General features: G+C 51.6%; 16 protein-coding genes. 9 read left to right on the forward strand and 7 right to left on the reverse strand.

Annotated elements, in window-relative coordinates; genetic code table 11:
• Positions 1–11: 11 nt before the first annotated feature.
• From J0A65_RS16725 to glmS, 4 genes are all read left to right on the forward strand, one after another.
• Positions 12–467 carry a methylated-DNA--[protein]-cysteine S-methyltransferase gene (locus J0A65_RS16725; protein ID WP_206595492.1) on the forward strand — a complete coding sequence of 152 codons (456 nt, stop codon included), beginning with the start codon at positions 12–14 and terminating at the stop codon, positions 465–467.
• 249 nt (positions 468–716) lie between these two features.
• A complete protein-coding gene (gene glmU, locus J0A65_RS16730) occupies positions 717–2,075 on the forward strand; it encodes a bifunctional UDP-N-acetylglucosamine diphosphorylase/glucosamine-1-phosphate N-acetyltransferase GlmU (protein WP_206595463.1) in 1,359 nt (452 codons plus the stop codon).
• Positions 2,076–2,277: 202 nt separating this feature from the next.
• Positions 2,278–3,042 carry a DeoR/GlpR family DNA-binding transcription regulator gene (locus J0A65_RS16735; RefSeq protein WP_206595464.1) on the forward strand — a complete coding sequence of 255 codons (765 nt, stop codon included), beginning with the start codon at positions 2,278–2,280 and terminating at the stop codon, positions 3,040–3,042.
• A gap of 13 nt (positions 3,043–3,055) precedes the next feature.
• Positions 3,056–4,888 carry a glutamine--fructose-6-phosphate transaminase (isomerizing) gene (glmS, locus tag J0A65_RS16740; RefSeq protein WP_206595465.1) on the forward strand — a complete coding sequence of 611 codons (1,833 nt, stop codon included), beginning with the start codon at positions 3,056–3,058 and terminating at the stop codon, positions 4,886–4,888.
• Between the two features lie 284 nt (positions 4,889–5,172).
• Here glmS and J0A65_RS16745 read toward each other — a convergent pair whose 3' ends face one another.
• Entirely contained in the window at positions 5,173–5,913 is a 741-nt protein-coding gene (locus J0A65_RS16745) for a TrmH family RNA methyltransferase (protein ID WP_206595466.1), read from the reverse strand.
• 381 nt (positions 5,914–6,294) lie between these two features.
• Between J0A65_RS16745 and rlmE the strand changes: the two genes are divergently transcribed.
• Positions 6,295–6,915 carry a 23S rRNA (uridine(2552)-2'-O)-methyltransferase RlmE gene (rlmE, locus tag J0A65_RS16750; RefSeq protein ID WP_206595467.1) on the forward strand — a complete coding sequence of 207 codons (621 nt, stop codon included), beginning with the start codon at positions 6,295–6,297 and terminating at the stop codon, positions 6,913–6,915.
• Between the two features lie 8 nt (positions 6,916–6,923).
• On the opposite strand, the gene fdxA is transcribed toward rlmE, so the two are convergent.
• Positions 6,924–7,247: a ferredoxin FdxA gene (gene fdxA, locus J0A65_RS16755; protein ID WP_206595468.1), complete on the reverse strand. Its 324-nt coding sequence runs from the start codon at positions 7,245–7,247 to the stop codon at positions 6,924–6,926.
• 183 nt (positions 7,248–7,430) lie between these two features.
• Between fdxA and J0A65_RS16760 the strand changes: the two genes are divergently transcribed.
• Positions 7,431–9,047: an NAD(P)/FAD-dependent oxidoreductase gene (locus tag J0A65_RS16760; protein WP_206595469.1), complete on the forward strand. Its 1,617-nt coding sequence runs from the start codon at positions 7,431–7,433 to the stop codon at positions 9,045–9,047.
• 41 nt (positions 9,048–9,088) lie between these two features.
• Here the strand turns inward: J0A65_RS16760 and ylqF are convergent, their stop codons facing one another.
• From ylqF to J0A65_RS16775, 3 genes are all read right to left on the reverse strand, one after another.
• Positions 9,089–10,093: a ribosome biogenesis GTPase YlqF gene (gene ylqF / locus J0A65_RS16765; protein WP_206595470.1), complete on the reverse strand. Its 1,005-nt coding sequence runs from the start codon at positions 10,091–10,093 to the stop codon at positions 9,089–9,091.
• Between the two features lie 97 nt (positions 10,094–10,190).
• Positions 10,191–11,585, reverse strand: coding sequence for a PepSY-associated TM helix domain-containing protein (locus J0A65_RS16770; protein WP_206595471.1), 1,395 nt, complete (start codon positions 11,583–11,585; stop codon positions 10,191–10,193).
• Positions 11,586–13,658: a TonB-dependent receptor family protein gene (locus J0A65_RS16775; protein WP_206595472.1), complete on the reverse strand. Its 2,073-nt coding sequence runs from the start codon at positions 13,656–13,658 to the stop codon at positions 11,586–11,588.
• 187 nt (positions 13,659–13,845) lie between these two features.
• On the opposite strand from J0A65_RS16775, the gene J0A65_RS16780 reads away from it, so the two are divergent.
• The 3 genes from J0A65_RS16780 to J0A65_RS16790 all read left to right on the forward strand — a co-directional run bounded on the left by J0A65_RS16780 (position 13,846) and on the right by J0A65_RS16790 (position 16,192).
• Positions 13,846–14,334, forward strand: coding sequence for a copper chaperone PCu(A)C (locus J0A65_RS16780; protein WP_206595473.1), 489 nt, complete (start codon positions 13,846–13,848; stop codon positions 14,332–14,334).
• Between the two features lie 104 nt (positions 14,335–14,438).
• A complete protein-coding gene (locus J0A65_RS16785; protein ID WP_206595474.1) occupies positions 14,439–15,677 on the forward strand; it encodes a sensor histidine kinase in 1,239 nt (412 codons plus the stop codon).
• Positions 15,674–16,192: a response regulator transcription factor gene (locus tag J0A65_RS16790; RefSeq protein ID WP_206595475.1), complete on the forward strand. Its 519-nt coding sequence runs from the start codon at positions 15,674–15,676 to the stop codon at positions 16,190–16,192. Before J0A65_RS16785 ends, J0A65_RS16790 begins: the two co-directional genes overlap by 4 nt.
• Positions 16,193–16,235: 43 nt before the next feature.
• On the opposite strand, the gene J0A65_RS16795 is transcribed toward J0A65_RS16790, so the two are convergent.
• Positions 16,236–17,354: a M14 family metallopeptidase gene (locus J0A65_RS16795; RefSeq protein WP_206595476.1), complete on the reverse strand. Its 1,119-nt coding sequence runs from the start codon at positions 17,352–17,354 to the stop codon at positions 16,236–16,238.
• Between the two features lie 110 nt (positions 17,355–17,464).
• Positions 17,465–18,292, reverse strand: coding sequence for an arylamine N-acetyltransferase family protein (locus J0A65_RS16800; protein WP_206595477.1), 828 nt, complete (start codon positions 18,290–18,292; stop codon positions 17,465–17,467).
• Positions 18,293–18,515: the final 223 nt, after the last annotated feature.

Here is an 18,515-nt window from a genome sequence, read left to right on the forward strand (position 1 = left end):
ACTATTTGTATATGCCAAGCCCCATTGGCCTGATGGAATTATGCGCTGTAGAACAAGGCCTTCAGGCAATCACCTTTGTGGATGCACAGACCCAAGCCGAAACAGACACCCCCATATTGAAAAAGGCTGCTGAGCAGTTGGCTGAATATTTTGATGGGCGCAGGCAGGACTTCGATCTGCCGTTGGCCGCAAGAGGTACAGCCTTCCAGCAACAGGTTTGGCATGCGCTAGTTAGTATCCCTTTTGGCCAAACCGGCAGTTATCTGGATATCGCCAGAAAGATTGGCAATCCTGCCGCAGTCAGGGCAGTAGGTGCGGCGAATGGCAAAAATCCACTGTCTATTGTTGTGCCTTGCCATAGAATAATTGGCAGTAACGGTAATCTAACGGGTTACGCCGGAGGGCTGGAGCGCAAAGCCTGGTTGCTGCAGCATGAGCAAAGCCAGCAAAGGCTGGCAGACTGGTAGGGGTTCTCACTCGATAATGCCTGATCCTTATCTTCAACCTGACTGACCACCTGGTAACCCGTGGGGAATTTGGCTGCATCCAATGGGCGTTAAGTAAGATGAGTCAAACCAGCCAAGAAATAAGCTTCATTGCAATCCTTCCATTAAAGTGCATTTTCCGCTTATGGTTCAGCTTTATGAGCGTCGCGACTGGCACAAATCTCTACCTTGGTTAGAATAGCTGCCAAACAGGATCTAAAAGGAAACAACATGGCATTTTCTGTGGTTATTCTCGCAGCGGGCAAGGGAACCCGCATGAAATCCTCGTTACCCAAGGTATTGCACCCTATCGCGGGCAAACCCCTGGTTCAGCATATTATCGATACGGTAAATGGCCTGGGCGCCCAGAACATTCATCTGGTATACGGCCATGGCGGTGAACAGCTCCAGCAAGCGCTGGCCCACAACCAGCTCACCTGGTGTTTGCAAGCCGAACAATTAGGCACTGGACATGCCGTTCAGCAAGCGGTTCCAGCCCTGAAAGACGAAGAGGATGTCTTGATTCTGGTCGGTGACGCGCCATTGATCAAAACACAAACCTTGCGCCAGTTACTCGATGTAAAGCAGGACTGTGATCTGGCGTTACTGACAGTAGAACTGGATGACCCCACTGGCATGGGACGGATTATCCGTAACGGTGACCAAGTTGTGGCCATAGTCGAACATAAAGATGCCAGCGAGGCACAGCGCCAAATCCGCGAAATTAATACCGGCATGATGATCATGAAAGGTGCCGACTTGAAACGCTGGCTGGCAAACCTGAACAATGACAACGCCCAGGGCGAGTTTTATTTAACTGACGTAATTGCCATGGCCGCCGCGGAAGGTAAACAAATTCGTGCTGCGCATCCGCAAACCGCCACCGAAGTGGAAGGTATCAATAATCGCAAGCAACTGGCAGCGATAGAGCGCGCCTATCAGGCAGAGCAGGCTGAGCGCTTAATGATGGACGGGGTGAGTCTGCTGGATCCTGCACGTTTTGACCTGCGTGGCGAGCTAAGCTGTGGACAGGATGTCAGCATTGACGTCAATGTTATCGTGCAGGGCAAGGTACGGATTGGCAACAATGTACAGATTGGCGCTAACTGCATACTGATTGACTGCGAAATTGGTGACAACTCAGTTATCGAAGCCAACAGTATCGTGGAGCAGGCTAAAGTTGGCGTAAATTGTCAGGTGGGCCCCTATGCCAGATTACGCCCCGGTGCGGTGCTGCATGAGAAAGCCAAAGTCGGCAACTTTGTTGAGATGAAAAAATCCACCTTAGGTAAAGGCTCGAAGGCCAACCATTTGACTTACCTGGGTGACAGCGAGGTGGGCGAAGGTGTCAACATTGGCGCTGGCACTATTACTTGTAACTATGACGGCGTAAATAAATTCAAGACCGTCATTAAAGACGGTGCCTTTATCGGTTCCAACAGTGCACTGGTTGCTCCCGCCGTGATTGGCGTTAACGCCACCGTAGGGGCGGGCTCTATCATCACGCAAGAAGTACCAGATGAGCAACTGGCCGTCGCCCGCGCCAAACAACGCAATATTACTGGCTGGAAACGCCCGGTAAAAAAATAAACTACGCGAATCTTAGCACACGAGTAGGCCCGGCTTTACGCCGGGCTTTTTATTGCCTGTCATCTGCGGATGAGTTAACCAGGTGTGCGCCATGCTTTACATCGCGTAGAGGTGAATGCGCTTCGTTACAATATTTTTTACTTGCATCGAATAAATAATCACCTATCATAAGTTTCGTTGTGAAACTTTTAATTTCGATTTGATGTATAAACGAAACACTCAGCTACGTCGCCGCGCTATTGTTGATCGCCTGATGTCTCAGGGCGAAGTGACAGTAGAAGCGCTAACCAAAGCTTTCAGTACCTCTGAAGTGACTATCCGCAAGGACCTTACCGAGCTTGAACGGAATGGTCTGTTGGTACGCAAATATGGCGGTGCCATGCTGTTACCTCAGGATACTCACGAACTGGAAGAAGAACTTTCGATTCGAAAGCTATCTATTGCCAAAGCGGCCAGTCAGCTCATTCGTGATCATAATCGCATCATTATCGATAGCGGCAGTACCACCTCGGCACTGATTCCTGAGCTGAACCAAAAGCGCGGCCTGGTAGTGATGACCAATGCGCTGCATGTGGCCACCAGCCTGCTGGAGCTTGAGAACGAACCCACCGTCTTAATGACCGGCGGTACCTGGGATACCCAATCCCATTCCTTTCAGGGTCAAATGGCTGAACAGATGCTCAGAGCTTATAACTTTGATCAGGCATTTTTGGGCGCAGCCGGACTGGACCTTGAAAAAGGCACCACCACCTTTAATGAATTGACGCAGTTGTCCAAGGTAATGGCGGAGGTCGCACAGCAAGTCATTGTGCTGGCGGAGTCAGAAAAGTTACAACGCAAAATCCCAAATCTTGAGCTGCCCTGGTCGCTGATCTCTGTTCTGGTAACCGATGATCAGATACCGACAGAGGCCAAACGACAGATAGAACATAAAGGCGTAACGGTGATTTGCGCCGCCAGCGAATAAACGGAGAAAGACTATGTGTGGAATAGTAGGAGCCATTGCCGAGCGCAACGTTGTCAGCATACTGCTGGAAGGCTTAAAGCGACTGGAATACCGCGGCTATGACTCGGCTGGTGTCGCGGTACTGGACGCCCAGGGACAGTTACAGCGTGTGCGCCGTACTGGCAAGGTTCAGGAATTGGCAGATGCACTATCAGACAATCCCATTAAAGGCAGCACAGGTATTGCCCATACCCGCTGGGCCACCCACGGTGGTGTTACCGAAGCCAATGCGCACCCACACTTTTCCACCGCTCGCGTTGCCGTTGTACACAACGGAATTATCGAGAACTATCAAAGCTTACGTGAACAATTACGTGCCGAAGGTTTCCACTTCAGTTCTGATACCGATACCGAAACCATTGCGCATCAGGTAGAGCTGGAACTTAAAAGCACCGACAACCTGCTGACGGCAGTGCAGCGCGCAGTGAAGAAATTTCACGGCGCCTACGGTACTGTGGTTATCGACCAGCAAAACCCAGATAGCATGGTGGTGGCCCGTTCAGGCAGCCCCTTGGTAATAGGTCTGGGTATTGATGAAAACTTTATTGCCTCTGACCAGCTTGCGCTGCTGCCGGTAACCCGCCGTTTTATCTTCCTCGAAGAAGGAGATGTGGCTCGTATCAGCCGTACCGAAGTGCATATTTTTGATAAAGACGGCAAAGAAGTGCTGCGCCCCGTGCATGACTCAGAAATTGAACATGATGCCGGTGACAAAGGTGGCTACCGTCACTACATGCTTAAGGAAATCCATGAGCAGCCCACCGTGGTGCGCAACACACTACAGGATCGTCTGACCCAAAGCGGCGTTGACCCACAAATCTTCGGTGCCCTGGCGCCGGATCTATTGGCAAAAGTTAAACACGTGCAGATTATTGCCTGCGGCACCAGCTACCACTCGGGTATGACAGCCCGTTACTGGTTGGAACAATACGCCAATGTATCCTGTAACGTCGAGATTGCCTCTGAGTTCCGCTATCGCAAATCTTTTGTGCATCCCAACAGCCTGCTGGTGACCATTTCCCAGTCAGGTGAGACAGCGGATACCCTGGCTGCACTGCGTCTTGGTAAAGAACTGGGTTATATGGCCAGCCTGACCATCTGTAACGTGCCTGGCTCATCACTCGTACGTGAATCCGACCTGGCCTTTATGACACTGGCCGGCGCGGAAATTGGCGTGGCTTCCACCAAGGCTTTTACCACACAATTAACCGGTCTGCTGATGCTGACTCTGGCACTGGGCCAGTTTAACGGCATGGCAGAGAAGGATCAGCACAAAATTGTTAGCGCCCTGCATAGCTTGCCTGCCAAGTTGGAAGAAACCTTGGCATTGACCGGCAATATCGAAAAACTGGCAGAAGAGTTTGCCGACAAAAATCACAGTCTGTTCCTGGGTCGTGGCGATCAATACCCCATTGCGATGGAAGGTGCCCTTAAATTAAAAGAAATCTCTTATATTCACGCAGAAGCCTATGCGTCAGGTGAGTTAAAGCATGGCCCGCTGGCCCTAATCGATGATGAAATGCCGGTCATAGTAGTGGCACCCAATAACGAACTGCTGGAAAAGCTCAAATCTAATGTGGAAGAAGTGCGTGCCCGCGGCGGCATTATGTATGTATTTGCCGACAAAGATGCGCGCTTTGAGAGCGACGCCACCATGCGGGTGATTAACCTGCCGCATGTGGACAGCGTGATCGCCCCTATTGTTTATACCATACCACTACAGCTTTTAAGCTACTACGTGGCCATTATCAAAGGCACGGATGTGGACCAGCCGCGTAACCTGGCCAAATCGGTCACGGTGGAATAAGTTTCCAACCAAGAGTATCGGGGCCTTCGGGCCCCTTTTTAACGCTTTTATCATCACTTGATATGCTTATCCCAAAACGCACGGATAACGGAAATAATCACGTAACCATGTGTTTCCAGTGCAAAATGCCCGGTTTCGTAAAAGCGAATATCTGATTTAGAGATATCACGATTTAACTAAGTCGCGCCGCCGATGGTGCAGCATAGCAACCTGAGGAAACCGTATGAAAGTGGCTGCATTCCGCTCCAGGAAAAAAGAACAACGCCGATTTAGCCAATTCAGGCTTAAGACAGTTGATAGGCGCAAATACTCACGGCACAGGCCAGATTGAGTGATTCGATTTGGCCATTACCGAGAATGGTAAAAGCATCGGCTTGAAAGGCCTGCAGCGCTTCTGATGGCACGCCTCGGGCTTCGTTGCCAAATAAATAGCAGTGGTAATCAGCAAAGCCCGGCGCACTGATGTTCTGCCCCTGTAAATCCAGGTAGGCAAAGCGGCTAAAGCGTCGCGACAGGTCCGTCAGTTCCACATCCAGTTCAATGGGCAGATGGAAAATAGCGCCCATACTGGCGCGCACCACTTTGGCGTTAAAGGGGTCCACGCTATTGGGACTAAGCAATAAACGAAACTGCCCGAACCAGGCCAGAGTGCGAATGATGGTGCCCAGATTGCCGGGATCCTGTACTTCATGCAGATAAATGCAACGCTCGCCTTGTTGCAGTGAGGTGGCTTGGTTGCTCAAATCAGGCAGTGGCACACAGGCAATCATACCCTGCGGCGATTTAGTATCGCTAAGCTGGGCCATTTGTTTGTCATTAAGTACCACTTGCTGAAAATCAACATCCAGTTGGCTGGCCCATTCCTGCTGTGCTTCAGTGATATAAAGCGTGACCCGGCGTTTCTCGGTTCTGGCGTTAAGGGCCTTTTGCAGCTCCAGAATCAAATGCTCGCCTTCAACCAGATAATGGCCAAACTGGGTTCGGTACTTTTTCTGATGCAGCTTTTTAACGTCGTCTAGTTTCATATTTATCTGCCTGTCAGGCCTTTTATTTGGTATGTCACAGAGTTCAAGGAGAAAACCTAAGCCCTTTGAATTAGCGCCCCAACGTGCTTAAGGTTGCAAGCGCGCCGATGAACATTGGGGCTCTATCAACCCCTTCGAGCTTTTCGTGCCCTTTGTAGTCAGCAGACGCTTATACTCCCACTATCACCACCAAGAGTTGAAGAAACACGCAGCCAGCGACTTTTCAACAACGAGCCCCAGCTCGAGAAGCTGAACTGAATAGCCTTTTTTGCTCAGTGTTCGTTGTGGTTGGCCGTCTTTTCGCTCTAACACTCGCGGATTTTGCAATTCAGGGGCGCAAGCTTACAATATGCGCCGTTTTAACGACAGCAGACTCAGCTCATGGCCCGATCAAAAACCAGTAAAAAGTGGATGGACGAACACGTCAACGATCCCTATGTGAAAAAAGCCCAGATCGACGGTTACCGTTCGCGTGCCAGCTATAAGTTGTTGGAAATAAACGAAAAAGACAAGCTGTTCCGGCCTGGCAGTGTGGTAATGGATCTGGGCTCTGCTCCTGGCGGCTGGTCACAGATTGTCGCACCAATCGTAGGCGACAGCGGGCGGGTTATCGCCTCAGATATTTTGCCCATGGACGGCATTGTCGGCGTCACCTTTATCCAGGGTGATTTTACCGACGAAGCGGTTTACGAGCAGATCCTCAATTCCCTCGATGGCGCTCAGGTGGATACTGTGGTTTCCGATATGGCCCCCAATATGAGCGGGGTGAATACCACCGACCAGTATGCCTCCATGTATCTGGTGGAACTGGCGCTGGATATGGCCCGTAATGTATTAAAGCCGGGCGGCAGTTTCTGCGCTAAGGTATTCCAGGGCGTGGGTTATGAGGAGTACGTTAAGGATGTACGCACTTCCTTTAATCAGGTGCTGGTGCGCAAACCGGCCGCGTCCCGCCCACGCTCCAGAGAAGTGTATCTGGTCGGTAAGGGCTTTAAGGGCTGAGAAGGCCCTTAACGTTCAAGCAGATGCAGTTTGTCGGCCACGCCATTCCATTCATCGGCGTCGGCCGGTGGCGCTTTCAACTCGTTGATATTTGGCCATTCCTGACAAAGCTGCGCATTAATCTCTAAGTAATGGGATTGTTCCACTGGCAGCTCGGTATCCTGAAAAATCGCCTCTGCAGGACATTCCGGCACACATAAGGCGCAATCAATACAGATAGCCGGATCGATGACCAAAAAATTCGGACCTTCAAAAAAAGCGTCTACCGGGCAAACGGCTACACAATCTGTGTATTTGCATTTTATGCAGTTGTCGGTCACTACAAAGGCCATGGCGGGCAACTATCTCCAAGGGTTTGTGTTGGCGGCAAGTGTAAAGTAGCCTTCCCAAAACACAAGTTTGTTTGTAGCAAAAGCCCGTTTACCGGGCTGTTTACCTACCTAAAGCATAGCAACTGTTTTAAAATGCTTGGCCCTGATCCAGGCACCGCCCGGCAAGTAGACGAGTACCTTAATATGTTACGTTTAACCGATATCAAACTTCCCCTTAATCACGATGAGCAGGCGCTGGAATTGGCGATTTTGCGCAAGCTGGCCATCAGTAAGGAGCAGTTACAGAGCTTTACGGTTTTCCGGCGGGGCTATGACGCACGCAACAAGAAAGATATTCAGCTGATCTACACCCTGGACGTTGACGTCACCGGGCAGGATGCGCTGTTAAGCCAGTTTGACCAGGATCCGGCTGTGCGTATTACCCCGGATATGGAATATAAGTTTGTGGCCAAGGCGCCTGAGGATCTGGCTGAACGCCCGGTGGTGGTCGGCCTTGGCCCATGTGGGCTGTTTGCCGCTCTGATCCTGGCGCAGATGGGCTTTAAACCCATAGTGCTGGAACGCGGCAAAGCCGTAAGGGAGCGCACCAAAGACACCTTCGGGTTCTGGCGCAAACAGCCGCTTAATCCCGAGTCCAACGTGCAATTTGGGGAAGGCGGCGCCGGCACCTTCTCCGACGGTAAACTCTACAGCCAGGTAAAAGACCCCAAACATTACGGTCGTAAGGTGCTACACGAGTTTGTTGCCGCCGGAGCACCGGAAGAAATTATGTATGTCAGCAAACCCCATATCGGCACCTTTAAACTGGTGAATATGGTGGAAAAAATGCGCCAGCAGATTATCGACCTGGGCGGCGAGATTCGTTTCAGTACCAGGGTAGAAAGGCTGGAACTGGAAACGCACAATGACAGCCATAAACTCAAGGGCTTGCATTTATCGACCGGTGAATTTCTGAGCGCCTCCAAAGTGGTGCTGGCTGTGGGGCACAGTGCGCGGGATACCTTCGAGGCGCTCTACGAGCAAGGCGTTTACATTGAAGCCAAGCCTTTTTCTGTCGGCTTTCGGATTGAGCACGAGCAAAGCATGATTGACCAGTGCCGCTTTGGTGACAATGCCGGTAATCCTATCCTCGGCGCCGCCGACTACAAGCTAGTGCATCACTGCAAAAATGGCCGCAGCGTATACAGCTTCTGTATGTGTCCGGGAGGTACTGTGGTGGCCGCCGCGTCAGAGCCGGGCCGGGTGGTCACCAACGGTATGAGCCAGTATTCCCGCCATGAGCGTAATGCCAACAGCGCCATTGTGGTGGGCATCGAGCCAGAAAAAGATTACCCCGGCCACCCACTGGCTGGCATAGCGCTGCAACGCAAGTTAGAAGAGCTGGCCTTTAAAGCCGGCGGAGAGAATTATCATGCACCGGCCCAGCTTATCGGTGATTTCCTGGCTGGTAAGCCCAGCAGCGAGTTGGGGGAAGTGAAGCCGTCTTACACGCCGGGTATCACCCTTACCGATTTAAGCAAAGTGGTGCCTGATTTTGTTACAGAAGCTATTCGCGAAGCGATTCCGGCCTTTGATCGCCAAATCAGAGGCTTTGCCAAGGCCGACGGTATGCTGACCGGGGTAGAAACCCGCACCTCGTCGCCCGTGTGTATCAAGCGCGGTAAAGATTATCAGAGTATCAACGTGCAGGGCCTGTATCCGGCCGGTGAAGGAGCCGGTTATGCCGGTGGTATCTGGTCGGCCGGTATTGACGGCATTCGGGTGGCCGAAGCATTGGCTTTGGCGAGTCTGGCAGAATAACGCAAATGTAGACGCCGCCGCATAATCCGGCGGCGTTGGTTTTAGCGGCGGGCTTTTTTCAGCCGCTTGCTTTGCTCTTCGCGTTTCTCGGTGCGCTTTTCTTTGCGATCCTGCTTTTCAGGGGTTAACGAGCCTTCCTTAAAACGTTGCTTACGCTTAGCTTTATCCGCGGCTTTTTTAGCGGCAGCCTGCTCCATCTCGACCTTTTCCTGCACTAGCATCTCTGGGGTCTCCAGGCTGATGCGGCCCAGCTTGCCCGATTGCAGTTCGTTGAGCAGTACTTCGCAGATCTTATGTAAATTAACCCGGCCTCCGCTCATAATGGCGCCGCGCTTTTTAGCGGCCGCTTCCAGAAATTCCAGCTCGGTATCCGGCAGTTCTTCAAGCTTAAAGCGCTCCTGCATTTGCGCCGGATAAGCTTTGATCAGATAGTCTGCGGCATAAAAACCTACATCATCGTATTCCATCGCGGTATTTTTTACCGCGCCCGAGGCGGCTAAGCGATAAATGGAATTGGGGTTTTCGGGCTTGGGCCACAGCACCCCTGGGGTATCAAACAATACGATGCCGCTGCCCAGATTAATCCGCTGCTGCGCCTTAGTAACCGCTGGCTCGTTGCCGGTTTTGGCAATAGTACGCTCGGCCAGAATATTGATAAGAGTGGATTTCCCTACATTGGGAATGCCGGTGATCATGGCGTGGATGTCTTTTACCGAGGCGTCTTTTTGCGCACAGATAGTGCGTATCAGCTGCATGATTTGTTTAGTTTCGCCGGGCTTATCACTGGAAGTGGTGATGGTAGTCACACCACGCTCACTTTCCAGATGCGCCTGCCACTGTGCGGTAACCTCAGGGTCGGCCAGGTCATACTTATTGAGAATCTTAAGGCAAGGCTTATCACCGCGGATCCTGGCTATCTCAGGGTTTTCACTGGAGTAGGGAATACGTGCATCCAATACTTCAATCAGGATATCAACCTGACGCAAAGACTCCTTTATCTCTTTGAGGGCCTTATGCATATGCCCGGGAAACCAATGTAAAGCCACTTAAGCCGTCCTCAGAATATCAATTACCGGCATTCTACTGCATTTACTGGTTTAGTTTCGCATTCTGTTATTATGACCCCCGAGCAGACAATTAGCTCTACCATGCCAGAGCAAGCCTTCGGCTCATCACCAGCCAGTCCAGAGTGATGATCATCAGTATGGCCAGAGCAGAAAGTGGAAAGCACAGTGCGGCCAGCAACATCAGACCGGCTGCCACTTTACTGTATGAAGGCCTGGCCGGAGGGGGCGCAGCCAGCGCACGGCGTTTGGGACGCCGCTTCCACCACAATATCAGGCCGCTGATGCTCAGCAGCAAAATCAGGCAAACCAGCAACACATTCAGTAGCCAGTTCCATACCCCCAAATCACCCTGGTGAAATGGAATGGAAGCGGCCATGGCCTGTCCCATCAGGGGGTAATCAGCAAAGCGGATATCCGCCAGTACCGCGGCATTGGATTTATCCAGATGTACAATGCGTTCTTGCAAGGGGTTGTTGATATCACCGGCCATGGTGGTGGCGGAAATAGTCCATACGCCGCTGTCATCCAACGGGAAATGCACCCTATAGCTACTCAAGCCCTGCTGAGCGGCAATAGCGATGACCTGATCAAGCTCCAGCGTTTGCGGGCCACTTGCCGATGCCGGCATAAGGGTTTGTTCCATGGCCCAGGGCACCTGATGCATGCCTGTATGATTCATGCTCTGATGCTGTTGTGCGCTTTTTGCGCCTTTAAAACTGGTACCTGGCAATGACCCCCAGGGTTGCACCAGCATACCGCCCCAGACATTGGTCCAGGCCAGCCCGGATAGCAGGAAAAACAGCAGCGGCAAGGTTACCAGCAACCCCACCACTTTATGGACCTGCCGCCACTGACTGCGGCTGGCCGGGCGCAAGTTAATGCTTAGCGCCCGCCATCCGGTTCTGGGCCAGGCCAGATAAAGCCCGGACAACACCATCAGGATACCCAGCCCTGCAGCGGTCTCAATCAATGCATCACCCAGTTTGCCCAGAAATAAACTGCCATGCAGATCCTTCAGCCAATTATACAGGCTGTGAGCAGGCTGCTGGCTGGCCAGAATCTCGCCGTTGTAGGGATGAATAAACACCTGTTCACCACCTGCGCCATGGCCAGCATGGCCGCCCTGATGATGAGCTGCAGGTTGCAGATAAAACTGCGCCGCACTGCTGGCATTGTGTGGGGCAATATACAATTTAACACTAGCATCAGGGTAATGCTGGCGGACCTTTGCCAGCAACTGTGAGGCTGGTAGTGGTTTGGCGTTTTCCTCTACCTGTATACTGGACTGTGCAAACAACGACTCGGGTGGTTTGCTCAGCAGCATTAGCAGCCCGCTTAACAGCAGTATCAGCATAAATGGCATCACCAGCAGCCCGGCATAATAGTGCCAGCGCCAGACCGCCTGATAAAACCGGCCATTTTGTTTGTCTGTCGGCGGGGATACCGACTTGTTGATAGCAGTGCTTAACACTTAGAACCCCATCCTGAAACCGGCATAAAAAGAACGGGGTTCACCGGCCTGTAAGATCGCCGCATCAGCACTGGCCTGATTTCTGACACTGACCAGTGACACATAGGCGCGATCGGTCAGGTTGCGCAGCTCGGCAAAAATCTCCCAACTATTGCCGCTGTAACCACCGCGCAATCCCAGCAGACTGTAGCCGTCAACCTCGTAGCTGTTGTTAAAATCGGCATAGCGCGCATCCACTTTGTCAAAGGTGGGGCCAATAAACCAGCCATTGTCGTGCCGGTAAATCACCTCACCTCTGAGCACATACCCCGGTGCGGCGGGCAACGTATTGTTGCCATAGTGGCTATCCTTGTCGAAGGAGAATTCATTCAGGGTCAGACTGAGTTTAGGTTCGAGACGATGCGTGCCTTTGCCAAGTTCCAGGCTGGCTGCCAACATGGCTTCCAGCCCGGCGTGAATGGTGTTATCCACATTGGTGGCCAAGCTGGTTCCTGGTGCATTTGGATCGTCCACCGACAATATCTCATCCTGTAATCTGGCGTAATACAGCGCCAACTCCCAATGCCACAGCCCACTTTGCCCCAGGTTGTTAGTGCCGCGGCTACCTATCTCAAAGACTTCACCCTGCATGGCCTTAAGGGCACTGTCATCGGGGCTGGCATCGTCTTCCAGTTCGTAGTTTGTCGGCGGCTCGTATAAACGACTGAGATTAGTGAAGAGTTCGATATTGTCATGCCACTGATAAATCAGACCAAACCTGGGATTAATACTCTGATAGTCAGCATCCGGGTGATACAAGGCACCAGTGTCGACGTTCAGATTGCGCACCTCGCGACTGGCCAGTACGCCCTGCACGCCGTAAATCAGCTTCCAGTTTGGCGCAAATTGCCAGCGATCCACCACAAAGGCTTCCAGACTGTCGGCATCATTGTCCACCCTGGTCATCAGCTCGGTTCTGCGCCCCTTGTCATGACGGTAATTTCCACCTTTGACACTGGTCTGGCCGTAATTCAGCCCCATTAGCACATCATGCGCATCCCATTGATGGTTGTAGCGCAGCGACAAGCCGCTGTTGTGCTGGTCGGTGTCAATCAGCAGGCTGAAGAACGGGTTATACACTATGGGGTGATACAGGGCCTGCTGCTCGTGGGACAATCCCACCGACAAGCTGCTGACGGGACTGATATCCCACTGCGTTTTACTCGCCACACGCCAGCTGCGCACATTGTATTGATAATGCCCAAGCTGAGCGCCAGCCTCGCCCTGATAAGGGTCCTGATCAAACTCAGCACGGCTTAGTGCACCTGGCAGTTCCTGATCATTGTCGATATAGGTCAGATACAAGCGGGTGGAGATGTTATCACTGGCCTGCCAACCGCCATTGGCATACAGGCTTTGCCTGTTTTGTTGCTGATGGCCGCGAAAACCATCCCAATTGCGACTTTCCAAAGTGACCACCCCATCCAGATTACCACTCACCTTAGCCGCACTTAGCCGCCCTTGCCAAAGACCATGGCTGCCGCCGTTTATCACCAGTTGCAGTGGCCCTAAATCATGGGCCGTGGGGGAAATGAAATCAATCGCGCCGCCCAGCGTGCTGGCGCCGTAAGTCAGCGCATTGGCACCGCGTGCTACCACCGCATAACGGGTACTTAGCGGGTCAACGCTGCGATTGTGATTATTGCCGTCGGCGGCGGTGATGGGCAGGCCGTCCTGCAACAATTTGATGCCGTTGCCGTCATAGCTGGTGGCGTCCAGATTCGAGCCCCGGCTGGAAAAAAAACTGGAGTCGCCGGTGGAGCCGCTGGCCACCCACAGGCCAGGCACAAAACGCAGCATATCGGCCAGATTCGCCACATAACGCTGATAAAAGTCTTCGCTGTCGACAATGCTGACGCCGCCTGGCGTTAAGGCTTGCTCAGACTCAATATCCAGCTTGCTCTGGGCACCTTTCACCAATATGCGTTCGAGTAGCTGATTATGGTTATCAGGGTTGGCATCATCCGCATAGGCTTGTGGTACCAGGCATAGGGCAAGGCAGCTTGCCAGAAGGTTGCGCCGGGTGGTGAGCATTGTGTTTCCCTTGCTTGTCAGTGAGTTAGAAAACCTTACTGAAAAAAGCCATTAAGGGGGATGCGACAAAATGTCGCAGGTGGCCAATTTGGCCAGCTTTAAGGTGCGACAATATGCCGCATTGCCTGCAGCGCCGGAGTTTTTACAATATGCCGTATCATCCTGTTGATAGAAAACGGATTTCCAGATGCGTCATGTATTGAGATTACTGCTGACCCTGCCTTTTGCACTGCTGTCTGTCAGCGCCTTTACCCACAGTTATGCCAACAGCAAACTCAGCATTGACCATCCCTGGGCTCGGCCTACCCTGGCGGTCACCGGCACGGGGGCAGTGTATATGAATATCGATAATCCGTCCGAGCACGAAGAACGTTTAATGACTGCTACCGTAGCGGATAGTCTGGCGGAAACCGTTCAGATTCATCAAACCCTGATTCAAGACGATATGGCCTTGATGCGAGAAGCGCGAGAGGGCCTGATTATTCCTGCCAAGGGCAATCTACATTTAAGCCCAGGCGGTGCGCACATTATGCTGATTGGCCTGAAGACACCGTTGAAAGAGGGGGATACCTTTCCCCTGACCTTACACTTCGCACACAGCGGCCAACTGGAGGTTCAGGTGAAAGTGGAAGACAACCCCGGTGCCTCCACCATGCAGCATCATCACCATCACTGACAGTGAGTGAAAAATCGGTACACTGGTGAACAATTTCCATCCGCCGGGGCGACTTGCTGCTGAGTACGTCCTGGCGGACTTCTAACTAAATCGGATGTCACCGGATGCTGACCCAGTACTTGCAGACCAACCGCCACCTGCTTCAACTGATTAAACTCAGATATGGCTTTATCCTGCTGCAATTGCTGGCCATTTTATTAGCACAATACTGGTTTGGTTATGAATTACCCTATATCAGCCTGAAAATTGTGATAGCGGCTGAACTGGCAGTAAATATGATTCTGTACTTTTGCTATCGCGGCAATCGTAACGCTCATCCAGCAGAGTATCTGTTGCAGATCCTGCTGGATATCATGTTTTTGACCTTACTACTGTATTTTGCTGGCGGTGCTACCAATCCTTTTGTGTCCCTATTACTGTTGCCTGTCGCTATCGCTGCCGTAACCTTATCACGCGGTCTGCTAATGTTGGTCAGTATGTCTGCATTAACGGCCTATACTGCGCTACTGCTAAGTATCAGCCCCCACCAATTGCACAATATGGATATGCAACAACACTTCATTGGTATGTGGGTGAACTTTGTTTTATCAGCCTTAGTGGTGGTGCTTGTTGTCGCATCGCTCGCCAGGGCGATGCAACAACAAGAACGTTTCTTCGGTCAATTGCGCGAAGAGCAATTGAGGCAGGAACAATTGGTAGCTTTAGGTACCACAGCGACACAGTTTGCCCACCACATGGCCACACCACTGGCAACAGCCACTCTGCTTACCGAAGAATTACAGGAAGACATGCCCGATAAGCCCTTGTTGCTGCAACAGCTTGGTCAACAACTCCAACATTGCAGTCGTCACTTGCAAAGTTTTCGCGCTATCGCCGAGGAAGTAAAACAGAATAAAAAGCGTAATATTCCGGTGGCTCTACTATTTAAACAGTTGAAGGAGGAAGTACAGCTGAACTTTGCCAATATTCAGCCTCAGTATGATCTGATCGCAGAGCAAAATCAGGCTGTCCGTGCAGATACGACCTTGCTACCGGCACTACTAAACCTAATCCAGAACGCTGTGCAAGCCAGCCTAAAAAACCATCATCAACGCATACAGCTTAGTAGTCAGACAGATCAAGAGCACCTGACATTGCGTATCCGCGACTTTGGCAAAGGATTTCCAGCACAGAGTTTGCTTGCGCTGGGAGCCAGTCTGGTAGAAAGCGAGCACGGTTTGGGTATAGGTGTCATGCTCAGTCATGCCACCCTAGATCGACTGGGCGCGCAGTTGAGACTTTATAATCACAAGGAGGGAGGGGCAGTAGCCGAAGTCAGCATGAATCTGGTGCCAGCAGTATGAATACCTTGTTATTGATCGAAGACGAACAAAGCTTCGCCGATGTATTGCAGCGACGGTTGACCCGCCATGGTTACGAATGCCTGCATGCGTCGGATCTGACACAAGGCCTAAATTTGGCACATCAATACCATCCCAGTCATCTGGTACTGGATATGAAAGTGGGCATACAAAACAGTCTCAGCATTTTGCCTTCCTTGCGGCAAAGTTTACCTGAAGCCCGAATTATCCTGCTAACCGGCTACGCCAGTATCGCTACAGCCGTAGAAGCGATCAAAATAGGCGCTGATGACTATCTTGCCAAACCGGTGGACACCCAAGCCCTTATTCAAGCACTGAATGGAAAGGCCCCTGCGGTAGAGACCCTGCCGACCATGTCCACATCCCGACTGGAATGGGAGCATATTCAGCAGGTGATGATGCAAAACCAGGGTAACATCTCGGCAACGGCACGCCAGCTAGGTATGCACAGGCGTACGCTACAGCGCAAATTAGGCAAAAAGCCCAAGGGCGAATAACACCAAAATATCAGGCCGTTCTATGCCAAGGGAAGGCGAAAAATCAGGGTAAGGCGCTTAACATAGGTATCAACTGCCTGGCAGCGGCGCGGGCCACATCGGCAATATCCTGACGATCGGTATTGTCACCCACTTCATAGGTGACCGCATGCACACCGTAGGTATCGGCGATATACTGCTTAAACACCCCTCTGTCTTTGTTATGGCCAGGCTTGATATTGACCGGATAAGGTTTAATTACCTCGGCTAACTTAGCCAGCCAGTTATCCACCAAGTCTGGCGGCGTCAGGCCATAATCCGTTGGCATGGTGTAGAACACATCATGATGGGTGGAATGAAAATCCATCGCGAAGCGAATCTTGCCGCCGCTGGCGACAATCTTTTGCAGATATTGGTGTACGGCCTGGACTTCCGGCTGCTCACGGCTGAACCAATCACGGTTTAAGTCCACCCCACCGACATTGTGCCGCCAGTTTCCGGCATAAACGCCGTCCGGATTCATATTTGGCACCAAAAGCAGATTAAATCTCTTACGCAATTGAGCTGCCTCAGTGGATGCACCCAGCACCTCATCAACAAAATGGTCCATGGCCATGGCACCAGTAATTTCCGGCGGATGCTGGCGGCCTATAAAGACCAGCCAGTCGCGGCTGTCGGCATAAGAAACTAGCCCCTCTATGGGTTTACCTTGCACAGACTGACCCAACTGTATCAGCGCCAAGCCTTTTTCCTGCCACTGTTTTTGCCACTGCTGGTAATCATCGTTATCCAGAATTTCCTGGCCCGCCAACCACAAGGTGCCCTCGGGCAGAGTCAGTTTGATATGCATACTTTGGCCATCAATCTGATAATCCACGGGTTGCCAATGCTGTTTGTCCAAACTGATCTTAGGCAGATAGCGGGGTTTGCCGTGTTCAACCAACAGCTCCAGTTCGATATCTTGAGACTGGCTACTTACCAATTTCAGGGCATACCAAGGGCTGGGGTTAATCGGCAGATTTTCTGGCTTGAGGGTTAAACGGTAGCTATCTGGTGCCAATTGCTGACACTGATTGTAGCGCCCCATGGCAAAGTTCTTATGGATACTCAGCTTGTCAGACTGGCATTGGTCAGCAATAGCCAGATTGCTGACCAATGCCAGCAGTATTAGCGCATACTTCATGGGCACTCTCTTACTAAAATGGTTTCTGCCACCTTAGCCAAGAATGCCCCCCTGCGCTTATTCAATAAAATTGGCTACTCATACCCTAAAGCCATCCACTGCATTGGCTGTTATCCTGCCTTTGCCAAGCTATCATCAAACAGTGCTGCCAACTTACTACGCAATGCCTCTGGCGCATTAATGTTGAACTGCTTACGCAGGCAGACGATAACCTGTTCAGGTGTGGTCAGGGTTGTCACATCCAGCAACTCACCGCCCTGATAGCGTTTAAACTCGCGGTTGCGCAGGGTGTAACGATATTGGCCAGCGATCCTGGCCGCCACCAGATTGCGCACAAACACAGAGTCAGGGTGGGTGGACACATACCAGTTAAATACCTTGTAATCGGCATCCTGCTTAGGCTCCAGGTTGAATTGATAGAGGGTTTGCCAGCCACGGCTTTGCTCAAAGGCCAACTCGTAGTACCCCTGCTCTTCGGTGATTTTGTAATTACCATGCGCGGTAACCTGCACGTCGCGGCTATCCAAACGCAAAGGCACTGAAGGTGTAGTCACCCCAAAGCCCACGTCCACCAAGTACTTCACGTCTGACAAAGTCAAAATTAGCAACATATGCGAGGCCGGGGTTTGCACTTCCGGGGGCACTCCCCACCTGACCCTGGCGGCCAGCCCTATTACCTCAAAGCCAAGAGACATTAATACATCACGAAACAGCGCATTCTGCTCATAACAATAACCCCCTCGGCCTTCGACGACTAACTTGTTCATCACGCTGTCCGCAGATAGATCGACTGGCAGCGACATAAAGGCGTTGAGATTTTCAAACGGGATACTTTGCGTATGCCTGGCGACAAGGCCTGACAAGCTTGGTAAGTCCGCTGTCAGGGTTCCCTGATAGTCGATACGTTGTAAGTAGCGCGAAAGTCCAAGTTCAGTCATTGGGATACTCCTTTAGTTGATACCCCAACAGGCTAAAACCTCAACTTAAGCTGAGGTCAAGAGCAGGTTTACCTTATCAGCCACATATTCATCTTTGCTTACATCTTTACCAATAATCAAAAACGCCATTTTCTTATTAGAGGAATTCACTTATATGTCAAAATCTTAGTAGATACATTGGTCGCGCAGATGGCGCACTGAAAGTTCAAAAACTCGTCTGATT

Source organism: Bowmanella yangjiangensis (genome assembly GCF_017255015.1).
Classification (GTDB): domain Bacteria; phylum Pseudomonadota; class Gammaproteobacteria; order Enterobacterales; family Alteromonadaceae; genus Bowmanella; species Bowmanella yangjiangensis.

Excerpts from the sequence above, each read along its gene's own strand:
- J0A65_RS16760 (WP_206595469.1), top strand. The coding sequence starts at position 7,431 with ATGTTACGTTTAACCGATATCAAACTTCCCCTTAATCACGATGAGCAG.
- J0A65_RS16725 (WP_206595492.1), top strand. The coding sequence starts at position 12 with ATGCCAAGCCCCATTGGCCTGATGGAATTATGCGCTGTAGAACAAGGC.
- glmS (WP_206595465.1), top strand. The coding sequence starts at position 3,056 with ATGTGTGGAATAGTAGGAGCCATTGCCGAGCGCAACGTTGTCAGCATA.
- J0A65_RS16735 (WP_206595464.1), top strand. The coding sequence starts at position 2,278 with ATGTATAAACGAAACACTCAGCTACGTCGCCGCGCTATTGTTGATCGC.
- J0A65_RS16795 (WP_206595476.1), bottom strand. The coding sequence starts at position 17,354 with ATGAAGTATGCGCTAATACTGCTGGCATTGGTCAGCAATCTGGCTATT.
- J0A65_RS16745 (WP_206595466.1), bottom strand. The coding sequence starts at position 5,913 with ATGAAACTAGACGACGTTAAAAAGCTGCATCAGAAAAAGTACCGAACC.
- J0A65_RS16785 (WP_206595474.1), top strand. The coding sequence starts at position 14,439 with ATGCTGACCCAGTACTTGCAGACCAACCGCCACCTGCTTCAACTGATT.
- glmU (WP_206595463.1), top strand. The coding sequence starts at position 717 with ATGGCATTTTCTGTGGTTATTCTCGCAGCGGGCAAGGGAACCCGCATG.
- J0A65_RS16800 (WP_206595477.1), bottom strand. The coding sequence starts at position 18,292 with ATGACTGAACTTGGACTTTCGCGCTACTTACAACGTATCGACTATCAG.
- J0A65_RS16790 (WP_206595475.1), top strand. The coding sequence starts at position 15,674 with ATGAATACCTTGTTATTGATCGAAGACGAACAAAGCTTCGCCGATGTA.
- J0A65_RS16775 (WP_206595472.1), bottom strand. The coding sequence starts at position 13,658 with ATGCTCACCACCCGGCGCAACCTTCTGGCAAGCTGCCTTGCCCTATGC.
- J0A65_RS16780 (WP_206595473.1), top strand. The coding sequence starts at position 13,846 with ATGCGTCATGTATTGAGATTACTGCTGACCCTGCCTTTTGCACTGCTG.
- rlmE (WP_206595467.1), top strand. The coding sequence starts at position 6,295 with ATGGCCCGATCAAAAACCAGTAAAAAGTGGATGGACGAACACGTCAAC.
- fdxA (WP_206595468.1), bottom strand. The coding sequence starts at position 7,247 with ATGGCCTTTGTAGTGACCGACAACTGCATAAAATGCAAATACACAGAT.